The 13,328-nt window shown below is 72.2% G+C and carries 14 protein-coding genes and 1 tRNA gene; 8 read left to right on the top strand and 7 right to left on the bottom strand.

Annotation, left to right across the window (positions count from 1 at the left end):
* Nucleotides 1-110: 110 nt before the first annotated feature.
* Complete coding sequence (locus KME79_RS06890; protein ID WP_372452406.1) at nt 111-1,088, bottom strand: LacI family DNA-binding transcriptional regulator; 978 nt, start codon at nt 1,086-1,088, stop codon at nt 111-113.
* 70 nt (nt 1,089-1,158) lie between these two features.
* Between KME79_RS06890 and KME79_RS06895 the strand changes: the two genes are divergently transcribed.
* The 3 genes from KME79_RS06895 (at nt 1,159) to KME79_RS06905 (ending at nt 4,131) form a co-directional block, all read left to right on the top strand.
* Complete coding sequence (locus KME79_RS06895) at nt 1,159-2,331, top strand: CynX/NimT family MFS transporter (RefSeq protein ID WP_219543745.1); 1,173 nt, start codon at nt 1,159-1,161, stop codon at nt 2,329-2,331.
* Between the two features lie 15 nt (nt 2,332-2,346).
* Nucleotides 2,347-3,003 carry a (2Fe-2S)-binding protein gene (locus KME79_RS06900; protein WP_219543746.1) on the top strand — a complete coding sequence of 219 codons (657 nt, stop codon included), beginning with the start codon at nt 2,347-2,349 and terminating at the stop codon, nt 3,001-3,003.
* A 129-nt stretch (nt 3,004-3,132) separates the two neighbouring features.
* Complete coding sequence (locus tag KME79_RS06905; protein ID WP_219543747.1) at nt 3,133-4,131, top strand: LacI family DNA-binding transcriptional regulator; 999 nt, start codon at nt 3,133-3,135, stop codon at nt 4,129-4,131.
* On the opposite strand, the gene KME79_RS06910 is transcribed toward KME79_RS06905, so the two are convergent.
* Nucleotides 4,115-4,492 carry a phage holin family protein gene (locus tag KME79_RS06910; protein WP_148029558.1) on the bottom strand — a complete coding sequence of 126 codons (378 nt, stop codon included), beginning with the start codon at nt 4,490-4,492 and terminating at the stop codon, nt 4,115-4,117. The genes KME79_RS06905 and KME79_RS06910 overlap by 17 nt on opposite strands.
* A gap of 109 nt (nt 4,493-4,601) precedes the next feature.
* Between KME79_RS06910 and KME79_RS06915 the strand changes: the two genes are divergently transcribed.
* Complete coding sequence (locus KME79_RS06915; protein ID WP_148029559.1) at nt 4,602-4,877, top strand: hypothetical protein; 276 nt, start codon at nt 4,602-4,604, stop codon at nt 4,875-4,877.
* A 32-nt stretch (nt 4,878-4,909) separates the two neighbouring features.
* Here the strand turns inward: KME79_RS06915 and KME79_RS06920 are convergent, their stop codons facing one another.
* Together KME79_RS06920 and KME79_RS06925 are read right to left on the bottom strand one after the other, a co-directional pair.
* Nucleotides 4,910-5,683: an FAD:protein FMN transferase gene (locus KME79_RS06920; RefSeq protein ID WP_219543748.1), complete on the bottom strand. Its 774-nt coding sequence runs from the start codon at nt 5,681-5,683 to the stop codon at nt 4,910-4,912.
* Between the two features lie 80 nt (nt 5,684-5,763).
* A complete protein-coding gene (locus KME79_RS06925) occupies nt 5,764-6,270 on the bottom strand; it encodes a ferredoxin reductase domain-containing protein (protein ID WP_219543749.1) in 507 nt (168 codons plus the stop codon).
* 51 nt (nt 6,271-6,321) lie between these two features.
* Between KME79_RS06925 and KME79_RS06930 the strand changes: the two genes are divergently transcribed.
* From KME79_RS06930 to KME79_RS06945, 4 genes are all read left to right on the top strand, one after another.
* Nucleotides 6,322-6,711, top strand: coding sequence for an OsmC family protein (locus tag KME79_RS06930; RefSeq protein WP_148029562.1), 390 nt, complete (start codon nt 6,322-6,324; stop codon nt 6,709-6,711).
* Nucleotides 6,712-7,022: 311 nt separating this feature from the next.
* Nucleotides 7,023-7,946, top strand: a complete 924-nt coding sequence (locus KME79_RS06935) for a nucleoside hydrolase (protein WP_219543750.1) — start codon at nt 7,023-7,025, stop codon at nt 7,944-7,946.
* A 54-nt stretch (nt 7,947-8,000) separates the two neighbouring features.
* Nucleotides 8,001-8,077 (top strand) — tRNA-Lys (locus tag KME79_RS06940).
* A 180-nt stretch (nt 8,078-8,257) separates the two neighbouring features.
* Nucleotides 8,258-9,919: a catalase gene (locus tag KME79_RS06945; protein ID WP_219543751.1), complete on the top strand. Its 1,662-nt coding sequence runs from the start codon at nt 8,258-8,260 to the stop codon at nt 9,917-9,919.
* Nucleotides 9,920-9,938: 19 nt separating this feature from the next.
* Here KME79_RS06945 and KME79_RS06950 read toward each other — a convergent pair whose 3' ends face one another.
* The 3 genes from KME79_RS06950 to KME79_RS06960 form a co-directional block, all read right to left on the bottom strand.
* A complete protein-coding gene (locus KME79_RS06950; protein WP_219543752.1) occupies nt 9,939-10,787 on the bottom strand; it encodes a DUF4429 domain-containing protein in 849 nt (282 codons plus the stop codon).
* Between the two features lie 146 nt (nt 10,788-10,933).
* The gene (locus KME79_RS06955) at nt 10,934-11,953 is read right to left on the bottom strand and encodes a sugar kinase (protein ID WP_308248819.1); all 1,020 of its coding nucleotides are present in this window, start codon (nt 11,951-11,953) and stop codon (nt 10,934-10,936) included.
* 74 nt (nt 11,954-12,027) lie between these two features.
* Nucleotides 12,028-13,293: a serine/threonine-protein kinase gene (locus KME79_RS06960; protein WP_219543753.1), complete on the bottom strand. Its 1,266-nt coding sequence runs from the start codon at nt 13,291-13,293 to the stop codon at nt 12,028-12,030.
* Nucleotides 13,294-13,328: the final 35 nt, after the last annotated feature.

Here is a 13,328-nt window from a genome sequence, read left to right on the forward strand (position 1 = left end):
GCCGTAGCCCCGGATTCGGGACCGCGTCCGCTGACGGGGCCGCCCGCGTCAGGGAGGGGAATCGTTCGGCCGAAGCTCTCTGGGGTGCGGCGCGTCGATCTCAGCGGGTCTCACGGGGGCAGCTCGCCCGAGCCGCGGGGGACGAGGCCGACCGGCAGCACCGGGTGCTCGGCGGGTCCGGTGTCGCCCGAGAGCCTGCGGAACAGCAGCTCGGCCGCCACCCGCCCCATGCGCGCCGGATCCTGCGCCACCACCGTCACGCCGAGCAGGTCCGACAGCTCGAAGTCGTCGAACCCGACCACCGCCGGCCCGCGCCGCCCCGCCAGCGCGCGCAGGGCCGTCACGGTGAGCCGCCCGTTGCCGGTGAACACCGCCGTCGGCGGCCGGTCCAGGGCCAGCATCCGGTCGAGCGCCGCCCGTACGGTGTCGAGCGCGGGGGACCGCATGCACACCAGCCGCTCGTCGTAGAGGTGACCCAGCGCGGTCCGGAAGCCGTGCAGCCGCCGCGCGGCCGTGAAGATCGACGGCTCGTCGCCGAGGAACGCGATCCTGCTGTGCCCGTGCGCGACGAGGTGCCGGGTGGCCAGCGCCGCGCCGCCCGCGTTGTCGGCGAGCACCGTGTCGACGTCGATCCCCGGCCCCGGCGGCCGGTCCACGAACACGGCCGGGGTGCCCGCGTCGAGCTCGGGCCGCAGGTAGGAGTGGTCCTCGCCGGCGGGCACCACGATCAGCCCGTCGACCCGCCGCGCGCAGAACGTGAGCACCAGCTCCCGCTCGCGCTCCGCGTCCTCGCTGGACGACCCGCTGAGCAGCAGGCACCCGTGGGCGGCGGCCACCGACTCCACGGCCCGGCTCAGCCCGGCGTAGAAGGGGTCGGCGACGTCCTCGATGACCAGGCCGATGGTGGCGGTGCGGCCCCGGCGCAGCACGCGGGCGCTCTCGTTGCGGCTGTAGCCGAGCCGGTCGATGGCGGCGCGCACCCGGTCGGCGGTCGCCGGATGCACGCCGGGCTCGCCGTTGACCACGCGGGACACGGTCTTGAGCGCGACGCCCGCGGCCGAGGCGACGTCCTTCATCGTCGGTCTCACGTCTAGGATCCTTTCTCACCTCGCAGTGCCGGACAACGTTGTCAAAGCACTGTGCGACAGGAGGAACCCGATGTCGTTCAGATCCGCACTGCTCGTCGCCGGCATCGTGCTGGCCGGGCTGAACCTCCGGCCCGCCATCGCCGGGGTCTCGCCGCTCCTCGACGAGATCATGACCGACGTCGGGCTCAGCCCCGCAGGAGCCGGCGGCATCTCCACGGTCATGGTGATCTGCCTGGGCGTGTTCGGGCCGTTGGCGCCGCTGCTCGCCCGCCGCATCGGGCTGGACCGCACGCTCCTGGCCGGCCTGCTGCTGCTCGCGCTCGGGGTGGTGCTGCGGGTCCTCGACGGCGCCCCGGTCCTGTACGCAGGCTCGGCCGTCGCGGCGACGGCCATCGCCGTGATGAACGTGATCATGCCCGCCATCGTCAAGCAGCACTTCCCCCACCGGCTGAACCTGCTGACCGGCGTCTACTCCTCGGCCATCGTGGGCGGCGCGGCGGGCGCCTCGGCCCTGGTCATCCCGCTGGAGAACGCCACCGGTCACGACTGGCGCGGCGTGTCGGCGCTGATGGCCGTGCCGGCCCTGGCCGCCGCCCTGCTCTGGCTGCCGCAGGTGTTCGGCAGGCAGGTGCTCCCCCCGCAGGGGCCGCGGCCCATCCGGGCGGTCCTGCGCAGCCGGGTGACCTGGCAGGTGACGGCCTGGATGGGGCTGCAGTCGGCGACGTTCTACATCATGCTGACGTGGCTGCCGAAGATCTTCCTGGACGCCGGGCTGCCCGCCGACCAGGCCGGTTACCTGCTCGGGCTGACGACTTTGGTCCAGGTGGCCGCCACGCTGGGGGTGCCGGTCCTGGCCGGGCGGCGGGCGTCGCAGGTGCCGTACGTGATGGCGGCGGGTGTGCTGACCGGCCTCGGCTACCTGGGGGTGCTGGTGGCGCCGACGACGGTGCCGTGGCTGTGGATGATCGTGCTGGGCATCGGTCAGGGCGCGTCGTTCGCGCTGGCGCTGCTGATCATCGCGCTGCGCCCGGCCGACCCGGCGGCGGTGACGGCGCTGTCCGCGGTGGCGCAGTCGCTCGGGTACGTGATCGCGGCGCTCGGCCCGCTGCTGTTCGGGTATCTGGGGCAGGTGTCCGGTGGCTGGTCCGTGCCGCTGGCGGCCGGGCTGGGCGTGGTGGGGGCGCAGCTGGTCACCGGATGGTTCGCGGGACGCCCTGCTACCTTAGGCAAGGCTAACCTTTAGCGAAGGGGTTCCGGGGTGCTGACCGAGGTGCTGGAACGCGTCGCCGCCGAGCGCGGTGGCGTGCTGGGCGTGGAGCCGGGCCTGGTCATCGAGCCCGACGAGAGCTGGACGGCCGTCGCCGGTCTGGTGCGGGAGCCGTACACGGTGCTGGGCGAGCTGGTCGACGAGACGGCGGCGCGCTGGAACGCGCCACGCCACGTCGGCGCGGCGCTGTTCTGGAAGACCTACGGCTACTGGCACACGCTGCCGATGGCGCTCGGCTGGGCGCTGGACGGGCGCGTGCCGATCATGAAGCTGGCCGACACGTACGTCAGGCGCTCCGACGCCGGGGTGACGATCGCGGCGAGCCGGGTGAGCTGGACGGAGGGCGCCGGCGCGATCCGGGAGGCGCTGGCGGAGTCGCAGCGGCCTCTGGTCAAGGCGATCGGCTCGATGGCCAGGGTGGGCGAGCGGACCTTGTGGGGCTCGACGGCCGAGGCGTTCGCGCACCCTCTGATCTCGATGGTGCCCGGCGACTACATGGACCTGCTCAGGCGCGTCGGCGAGCCGGTCGACGGACTGATCGAGCCGTCCGGCGACGGATACTTCCGCCGTACCTGCTGCCTGTGGGTGACGCTGCCGGACGCCGAGCCGTGCGGGAGCTGCTGCGTGCTGAGGAAGCCCGCCGCCTGAACACGGACCTGGGGACGGCGGCTTGGATGGCGTCTGATCGCGGGGACGCGGAGTGCCTGAACGCGCGGCGTGACCGGGGCGTTACCACGCGGTCACCGGAATGTCGGTGGCGGCGTTTATCGTGGCGGGATGCCCCGCAAGCGAGCGACGATCCGGGAGGTGGCGCGCGCCACGGGCCTGTCCCAGGCCGCCGTCTCCTACGCGCTGCGCGGCGTGCAGGTCGCGCCCGAGACCGTCGAGCGGGTCCGCGCCGCCGCGGCCGAGCTCGGCTACGAGGCCGACCCGATCGCCCGCGCCCTGGCCAGCGGCCGCACCGGCATGATCGGGCTGCTCTGCGCCTCGCTGGAGGACCTCTGGCAGCAGTCGCTGGCCGTGGGCATCAGCAGGGGCCTGCGCGAACGCGACCGCTACGCGCTCATCCTCGACGCCGCCGGCGACCCGGCGCGCGAGCGGGCGCTCGCCGGCCAGCTGCGTGACCAGCGCGTCGACGGCCTCATCGTGCAGCCGCTCGACCCCGCCGCGCCGTTCTGGCCCGAGCTGTGCGCGTCGCTGCCGGTGGTCGCGGTCGGCGACTCGCTGCGCGGCACCGCCGCCGAGGTCGTCTTCGACAACCGGCGCGGCGTCACGCTCGCGCTGGAGCACCTGCGGGCGCTCGGCCACCGCCGCGTCGGCGTGCTCACCCCCACCCGGCCCAGCACCCCCGACCGTCCCGCCGACGTGCACGTCCTGGCCGAGGCCGAGCGGCTGGGCCTCGACATCGAGGTGGCGAGCGCCGCGCACGGCCCGATCGCCGCCACGCGGGCCGCCCGCGACCTGCTCGGCGGCGCCCGGCCGAGCGCCGTCTTCTGCTTCGCCGACTCCATCGCCTACGGCGTCTACGCCGCCGCCCGCGAGCTGGGGCTGTCGATCCCCGGCGACGTCTCGGTGATGGGCTACGACGACCACCCGATGTCCGGCCTGCTCACTCCCGAGCTGTCCACCGTCGACTGGAACATCGACGGCATCGTCGGCGCGGCCGTCCGCCTCATGACCGACGCGGCCGACGGCCAGGGCGAGCGCCGGCGCGTCGTCCAGCTGCCCACCCTGCGCGAGCGCGAGTCGGTGGCCGACCTCAGTCGTCGGGGATGAGCCAGCTGAGCAGCCAGGTCACCACGCTGATGATGATCGCGCCGAAGAACGCGTCGGGCCAGAAGGAGTCGACATGGAAGGGGATGCTCAGCTGGCCGGCCACCCAGCTGGTCAGCAGCAGCATGGCGGCGTTGATGACCAGCAGGAACAACCCGAGGGTGAGCACGATCAGCGCGCACCCGAGGCCTTTCACGATGGGTTTGACGATGGCGTTGATGAGGCCGAAGATCAGCGCGACGACGAGGAGCGTGCCCCAGTAGCTCGCCGAATACTCCGGCGCCGTCACGTCGATGCCGTCGAGGAACTGGACCGCCACCCAGAGCGCGACCGCGGCCGCGAGGGTTCTGATGATGAATCTCACGCTGCTTGATCCTCCCACTGCCGTCGCCATACGGATAGGCCGGAGCGGATCCCGATGCGTTACCGCCCCGCTCGCCCGGGAAAGGGGGAGGTTACCAGGGAGGAGCGAGATGGACGCCACCGGACTCGAAACGCTGTCGGACAGCGAGCTGCACGAACGCGCCGTGCGCTACGCCGTCCGCCATGGGGACCTCGGGTTCCTGTGGAACCTGCTCAAGGTGATCCCCGCGGCCGAGGCGGCCACCGGCCACGCGAGCGAGACGACGGCCGACCTCACCCGCGTCTCGGCGCTGCTGAGCGACGCGATGACCGCGGGCGAGGGCAACCTGGGGGCGGCGCTGCGCCCCGTCTACCTTGAGTATCTACGCGAGCATCCCGACGCCTAGCCGGCCAGCTAGCCGGCCAGCTAGCCGGCCAGCTAGCCGGCCAGCAGGGTGCCCGCCCCGCTGTAGGCGGCCAGGCCGGGGGTGCCGAACTCCTGGCCGTCACGGGTCACGATCAGGCTCTGGTACGGGCCCTCGCCCAGCTCGATCCCGAAGCGCCTGGCGAGCACCGGTCCCATCGCGTACATGGCGGTGGCGTAGGCGTCCGCCACTCCCAGGTCGGGACCGAGCACGGTGACGGACGACAGAGCCTCCTGCCGCTCGCCCGTACGGGGGTTCACGATCTCGGCGCGGCCGGAGGTCGCGACGGCCAGGTCGTGGGCGAACAGGACCCTGCGCACCACCCCGGTCTTCGGGTCGCGGACGCCGATCCGCCAGCGCTTGCCCGGCGAGGCCGAGCCGCGCACCCGGATGTCGCCGCCGGCGTCGATGAGGTGGTCCACCGCTCCCGACTGCGTCAGCGCCCGTGACAGCCGCTCCAGCGCCCAGCCTTTGATGTAGCCGGACGGGTCGACCCTGCCGTTGATCCGGGCCTCGAACCAGCCGTCGGTCGCTTTGCTCAGTTCGTCGCACCGGTGGAGCACCTCGACGAGCTCCGGCACCTGACGCAGGGTCTGCCCGCGGTTGAGGCGGAAGATCTGGCTGTCCTCGTCGTCCGGGTCGAACGTCTCTTCCACCCACCGCAGCCACCTGAACGCGTGGTCGAGCACGGGAGTGAGCTCCCGCGTCGGCAGGGCGGTACGGATGTCGACACTGACGTGTGTGCCCATGAAGTTCCCGACACGGGCCGTTCCGGGGAAAGTCGTCACCTTCGCCTCCTTGTCCCCAGTAACACTCTCATAACGTCCGTAATGTCGGGTTAAGGGTATGTCGCAGCTTTACCGGCCTTTTACCGTGTCCTGGCCGTCCGCACCTGGGCGCCGGGGACGGCCAGCCGGGAGAGCGCGCCGCGCACGTACCGCTGGAAGTGCCGGGGGCCGGCGAGGATCACCTCGCGCTCGACGATGTCCGGAACCTGCCTGCTCAGGCCGGAGGCGCTCAGCCGCTCCTTCGTCCGCGGGTCGTGCTCCGCGCCGACCACCAGCACCAGGCCGTACCGCTGGTGAAGGTCGAGCAGTTCGGCGTCGACCCGCTCGGTGCGGTAGACGGCGACGGTGTCCGCGCCCTTGCCGGCCAGCAGCCCCCGCAGCGCGCCGGGCTCCAGCCCGGTGGCGATGAGCACGGTGCCCTTCGTGTGCCGGCCGTGGACGCGTACCGCCATGACGGCCGCCACCGCGTACACGGCCAGAGCCGCGCTCGTGACCGGGGACGCGTGACCGAGCAGGTACGCGGCCGGCGCCGCACCCGCTCCCAGACAGAAGAGGAGGGAACCGAGGAATTTCCGCTCACTAGCCATGATTGAACGATGCGTCTCGAAGATGAGAAGCATCTGAGTAAGGTCTAAAACATGGCTAACGTGCGGGTAGAGCGGACCGAGGACGGCGGATTCCTGGCGACCAATGCCAGAGGCGCCCAGGTGCGGATGGGTGGTGCGGAGGACGGCGTGTTCACGCCTGTCGAGTTGTTGCTCGCGGCGCTGGGCGGGTGTCACATCGTCACCGTCGAGCCGTTGACCGCCAAGCGCGGCCAGCGGCTGGTGCGCCTGGCCATGGAGGTCTCGGCCGACAAGGTCGAGCCGAACCGCCTGGGTCCCGTCACCGTCCGCTACGACGTCGAGCTGCCCTCGGAGGAGGCCGACGAGGTGTTCAGGGCGGTGGCGCACCGGGTGCACGAGAAGTACTGCACCGTCGGCCGCTCGCTCGAAGAGGGCACCGAGGTCCGTTTGGAGATCCCGTAGCCCTGATTAAACGGATATTCGACTGCGTTATGACGCGGTCGTTGCATAGGCCCCGGTAGCGTCGTAGACAGGTCGGAAGCATGGTGACCGGCCGAGAGACCTACACCGAAAAGCAGGCAGCGGAGGGGGACCGCTCGTCTGCAGCGCGGGACCGCCGGGGCTTTTGGGGGAAAGCCGACCGGCCTGGACCGCCACCGGACCGGGGTCGGGCAGATTTGGGGGAACTGCCCGGCCCCGGTCTCATACCCACCGGAGCCGGGCGGCAGACCGCCCGGCTCCGACTTTTTGATCTTTGCGTATCGTACGGTTCCGTGACGAAGATCCTCATTGACTGCGATCCCGGCATCGACGACGCCATGGCCCTGGCCCTCGCGGCCGGCGCGCCCGGTCTGGAGGTCGTCGCCGTCACCACCGTGGGCGGCAACGCCGACCTGGCCGTGACCACCAGGAACGCGCTGGCGCTGCGGGAGTTCCTGGACCTGGGCGACATCCCGGTCGCCCCGGGAAGCCCCGGCGCCCTCCTGCACCCCGTCGTCCGCGCCGATCACGTGCACGGACCCACCGGCCTCGGCGCCGCCGTGCTCCCCGAACCGGTGCGCGCGGCGGCGGACGGGCACGCGGTCGACGTCATCATCGACACCCTGCGCGCCGCCCCCGGCGAGGTCACCCTCGTCGCGATCGGCCCGCTCACCAACATCGCGCTCGCCGTCCGCAGGGAGCCGCGCGTCGTGGAGTGGGCCCGCGACCTGGTCATCATGGGCGGCTCCTACACGCGCGGCAACCACAACCCGGCCGCCGAGTTCAACATGCTCGCCGACCCGGAGGCCGCAGCCATCGTCTTCAGGTCCGGCTGGACGGTGAAGATGCTGGGCCTGGACGTGACGCTCACCGCCGTCGTCACCTCCGCGGTGCTCGACCGCATGCGGCCGCTCGGCCGGCTGGCCGAGTTCCTGATCCCCGCCGCCACCTCCTACGGCGTGGTCACCGCCGACGGCGGACCCACCATCCACGACGCGTGCGCGGTGGCGTACGTGCTGGACCCGGCCCTGGTGACGATGACGCCGGCCGTGGTCGACGTGGAGACCAGGGGCGAGCACACCCGGGGCATGACCGTCGTGGACTTCCGGCCGATGGACCGTGTCCCCAACGCGCTCGTCGGCACCCACCTGGACGTGGACCGCTTCTGGGACACGATGCTGGACGCGTACGGCAGGCTGGCCGAGCGCCTGGGCTGACGCGCGCGTGGTGCGGGGAGTGTTCGGCGGCTGATACAGTTACACGTGTTGCGGGCGCCGCTAGCTCAGTTGGTCAGAGCAGCTGACTCTTAATCAGCGGGTCCGGGGTTCGAGTCCCTGGCGGCGCACCATCAAGAAACCCCGATTCGGTTCAGCCGGGTCGGGGTTGTTTCATGTCCGGACCGGTTTCCGCGACGAGTCATCCTCCACCCACCTGAGCCCGCGACAGGGCAGGAGTGAGTCTTTGCCTGTGAGCTGTCGAGGGTTGAGGGCATGGGGGGAAGAGGCCAACGGAGGAGAGGAACGGTGACATGACAGATGTTTCCGGACAGGGGTCCGGCACCGGTGACCAGCGGCAGATTCTGACGAACCGGCAAGGCCACCCCGTATACGACAACCAGAACCAGCGCACGGTCGGCGCCAGAGGCCCCGCGACGCTGGAGAACTACCAGTTCCTGGAGAAGATCAGCCACTTCGACCGGGAGCGCATCCCGGAGCGGGTGGTGCACGCCCGCGGCGCGACCGCGTTCGGCTTCTTCGAAGCGTACGGGAAGATCGGCGACGAGCCGATCAGCCGCTACACCCGCGCGAAGCTGTTCCAGGAGGCGGGCAAGCGGACCGACGTGGCGCTGCGGTTCTCCACGGTCATCGGCGGCCGGGACTCGGCGGAGACGGCCCGCGACCCTCGGGGGTTCGCGGTCAAGTTCTACACCGAGGACGGCAACTGGGACCTGGTCGGCAACAACCTGGCCGTGTTCTTCATCCGGGACGCGATCAAGTTCCCCGACGTGATCCACTCGCTCAAGCCCGACCCGGTGACGTTCCGGCAGGAGCCGAACCGGATCTTCGACTTCATGTCGCAGACGCCCGAGTGCCTGCACATGCTGGTCAACCTGTTCAGCCCGCGCGGCATCCCGTCCGACTACCGCCACATGCAGGGGTTCGGCGTCAACACCTACAAGTGGGTCAACCAGCAGGGCGAGACCGTGCTGGTCAAGTACCACTGGATGCCCAAGCAGGGCGTGCGCAGCATGACCGAGCTGGACGCCGCCGTCGTCCAGGCCCAGGACCTGGGGCACGCCACCCGTGACCTGCACGAGGCGATCGACCGGGGCGACTACCCCGAGTGGGAGCTGCTCGTGCAGATGATGAGCGACGACGAGCACCCCGAGCTCGACTTCGACCCGCTCGACGACACCAAGGTGTGGCCGGAGAACGAGTTCCCGGCCAGGCCGGTCGGGCGGCTGGTGCTCAACCGCAACGTGTCGAACAACTTCGCCGAGAACGAGCAGATCTCCTTCGGCACCGGCGTGCTGGTCGACGGCCTGGACTTCTCCGACGACAAGATGCTCGTCGGCCGGACGTTCTCGTACAGCGACACCCAGCGCTACCGGGTCGGCCCGAACTACCTGCAGCTCCCGGTCAACCAGGCGAAGAACGCGGAGATCCGGACGAACCAGCGCGACGGTCAGATGACGTACTTCGTCGACACCGCCGGCGAGTCGCCGCACATCAACTACGAGCCGTCGCTGATCGACGGGCTGCGCGAGGCCGAGTACCCCACCGTGGACGAGGAGGGGCCGGTCATCTCCGGGCGGCTGACCCGCAAGCGCATCCCGAGGACCAACGACTACACCCAGGCGGGGCAGCGTTACCTGCTCATGGAGGAATGGGAACGCGACGACCTGGTGGCCAACTTCACGGCGAACCTCAGGCAGTGCGACCGGCGCATCGCCGAGCGCATGGTCTGGCACTTCCTCATGGCCGAGGACGAGCTGGGCCTGCGCGTCGGCGAGGGGCTCGGCATCACGCCCGACGACGTGGCGCACCTGGAGCCGCTCGCGACCCAGGACCTCACCAAGGAGGAGCGGGAGCGCATGGCGAACCTCGGCAGGAACGGGCCGCGCGACGTGCAGGGCCTGAAGATGACGCACTGCGTGCCGAACGAGCGCGCCGCGCGCGCCGAGCAGTAGTCCCGGACAGTCCCGGAAGTCACCCCAGGCGGCGGAGCAGGGCCTGCTTCGCCGCGCTGAACTCCTCGTCCGTCAGCACGCCCTGGCGGTGCAGCTCGCCGAGCTCGGACAACTGGCCCAGGATCGTCTGCGTCTCCGCCGTCGTGCTCGGCGGCGGGGGCAGCTCGGCGGGCCCGCGCGGGATGCGGGCCAGGACGGCCGCCGCGACCAGGCAGGTCGTCCCGCCGAACCGCTGCACCCCCCACGACAGGCAGCGCGGGTCCTTCTGCGGCGGCCTGAGCGGGCCCTCGTCCTTGGGATGGAAGCGCAGGACGCCGTAGCCCATGCCGCTCTGCGGCTTCCACTCCACGCCGGTCAGGTCGGTCACCGCGAACTCCTGCGGGCCCGCCTCGTCCTTGGCCGTCGAGGCGAAACCGGTCCACTCGACGCGCACGCGCTCGCCGTCGAAGCTCACCGTGCCGTCGCCCGCGGTCGCCGTGATCGGCACCTCCGGGCCGGGCAGCACGAAGTCCTCGCACGGCCCCGCCGCCGTCTGCCACACCGCGAGGCTGTCGCGGACCTCGTCGGCGAAGTACTCGGCCGCGCCGGTGCGGTCCTTCGGGATCTGCAACCGGTACGGGTCGGCGGGCGCGGTGAGCGAGCCCGCCACCGCGTCGGTCAGCGGGTCGGCCCCCTTGCGCAGGCGCAGCCTGAGATGGCCGCCCTTGCGCGCGGGCTCGAACGTGGCCCCCGCGATCGCCTCCAGCGGGATGACCAGCTCTCCCAGCGCTTTGCGGATCTCGTGCACGTCGCGCCCGCTGCCCGGCACGATCCGCAGCGTCTCGCCGTCGAAGGTCCACACGCCGTCGGCAAGCGCGATCTCAGCCATGCGTTCCAGCCTAGTAGCGGGAAACCGTCCGGTAGCGCGACTTAAGTAGCGAGACCCGTCTCATGGGGCGGGAGGTGGCGCCCAGCGGCGACCGACCGGCTTGCCGTACCCGGAGCACCTGGTGGAGGCGCTGGAGTTCGCCGTCGTCATCGGCTGACTCCGTCGGTGGTGCGGTCGAGGAGTGCCAGGTCGGCGCGGCGGGGGAGGCTCTCCCAGTCGCCCTGGGAGGTGACCGCGAACGCCCCCGCGGCGCAGGCGGTGCGCAGCCGGTGCTCGGGCTCGGCGCCCTCCAGCCAGTCGGCCAGCCATCCGGCGGCGAACGCGTCGCCCGCGCCCACCGGGTCCACCTCGGTGACCTGGTAGGCGGGCGCCCGGTACGCGACGCCGTCGGACAGTTCGACAGCACCCCGCGAGCCCAGCTTGACCAGCACGTGGCGCGGGCCCAGCGCGGCCAGCGCCTCCGCCACCGCGACCGGCCCCTCCGGGACGGCTCCTTCCGCGTCCTCCCGCGGCCCGTCGTGCGGCGGGGCCGGGAAGGTGTCCGGGAGGAGCAGGCGGGCCTCCTCCTCCGTGGCGAACAGCATGTCCACCTGGCCGATCACCTCGCGCAGCCAGGCGCCCGCCTCCGCCGGGGACCACAGGGCCTTGCGGTAGTTGACGTCCAGGGACACCTGGACTCCCGCGCTCCGCGCCACCTCGACGGCGTGCCGTACGGTCGCGCGGGCGGACTCCGACAGGGCCGGGGTGATCGCGGTGACGTGCAGCACGCGGGCGCCCCTGATCAGGTCCGGGTCCAGGTCCTCCGGACGGATGCGTGAGCCGGCGCTGCCCGCGCGGTAGTAGCGGACGTCGATGTGGTCGGCCGTGCGGCGGCCCTTGATCATCAGGCCCGTCGGCGCCTCCAGGTCGGGGACGGCACGCACGTCCACGCCCTCGCCCGCGAGGGCCGAGCGGATCAGGTCGCCGAAGTCGTCGGCGCCCACCCGGCCCGCCCAGCAGGCCGTGCGGCCCAGCCGGGCGACGCCGATCGCCACGTTGGACTCGGCGCCGCCGAGCCCCAGGTCGAAGTCGCGGGCGAAGCGCAGCGGGCCGGTGCGGCGGGCCGCGAACAGGGCCATCGTCTCGCCGAAGGTCACCAGGTCTGTCATCGGATTGAGTTCGGGCACGCATGAAAACCTATTTCGGCGCGCGCCCGTATGCCAATCGTCGGGATCTGAGGGCTCCGGCCGGGGGCGACCCGTCAGCGGCGGCTCGGTGGTGGTTCAGGTGTGGGGACGGGGAGGAGGGGGGCGACTCCGGAGGTGGCGTCGCCGAGCCATTCGAGCGTGCGGCGGGCGTCCTTGACGACGGTGGCCACGCTGACGGCCAGGGCGACGGCGGCGACCAGCGCCAGCGCGGGCGACAGGAGCCCGAGCCGTCTGGGCCTGGACGCCGGCAGGCAGGCCAGCGCCCACGAGCGGGTCTCCTCGCGCGGCCGGTCGAGCCAGCCGCGCAGGCGCGGCCAGGCGTGGAAGAGGGCGGCGGTGGCGGGCACGAGGCGGTCGCCGGTGACGGCCACCAGGGTGCCGGCGTCGGTGCGGGCGGGCGGGACGGCGACGCTGGGCCGGACGAGCAGCCCCGACTCCAGCAGCCGGGACAGGACGGGCTCGTCGAGGGAGGGGGCGGCGGCCGGTGGCGCGCCGGGGGCCAGCTCGACCAGGAGGTCCCTCAGCCGGTCCCGCTCGACGGCGGTCAAGGACGCGTACAGCTCCTCGGCCACCTCGCCCAGCGCGGGCGGCCCCGGCAGGGACGGCACCCGGGCCGACGTCGGGAGCGGCAGGGCGTCGGCTGAGGGCCGGGACGACGGGTCCTTGGACAGGGCGCGCGCCACCCGGTCGCGCAGCCGCGGCGGGAGCGCCGTCAGGTCGGGGTCGCAGGACAGCAGCCGGTGCATGACCTCGCCCATGGAGCCGCCGCGGAACGGGTCGTCGCCCGTGGCCGCGAACAGCACCAGCGCGCCCCAGGCGAACACGTCGCCCGCCGCGCCGCCCGGCTGCCCCGTGACGACCTCGGGGGCGAGGTAGGTGCGGGTGCCGCCGATCGAGCCGGGCACGCCGGGGCAGATCACCTTCGGGCCGTCGCCGGTGAGCAGCACCTTGCCCGGCCGCAGGTCGCCGTGGGCGAGCCCGGCGGCGTGGAGACAGGCGAGCGCGGACGCCACCGCCGTGGCCAGCGCGACCAGCTCCTCACCCGCGTACGGGCCGTGCAGGGAGATCGCCTCCCGCAGGGACGGCCCGCTCGCGAACTCGCTCACCACGTAGGCGGGCGTGCCGCCGGACCGGACTTCGAGGACGCTCGCGAGATGCGGGTGGGTCACGGGCCGGACGCGGGGGAGGGGACCGCGCGGGACTCTGACCGCGAACCTGCGCCCCTCGTCGTCGTAGGCGTCGTAGACCACGCCGTGGCGGCCCGCGCCGAGCCGCCCCGCCAGCCAGTAGCCGCCGAGCCTCTCGGGATCACCAGGCACCGAGCGCATCATCGAAAGGCTTAGACGCACCCCGA

Source organism: Nonomuraea harbinensis, from assembly GCF_019396385.1.
GTDB lineage: Bacteria > Actinomycetota > Actinomycetes > Streptosporangiales > Streptosporangiaceae > Nonomuraea > Nonomuraea ferruginea.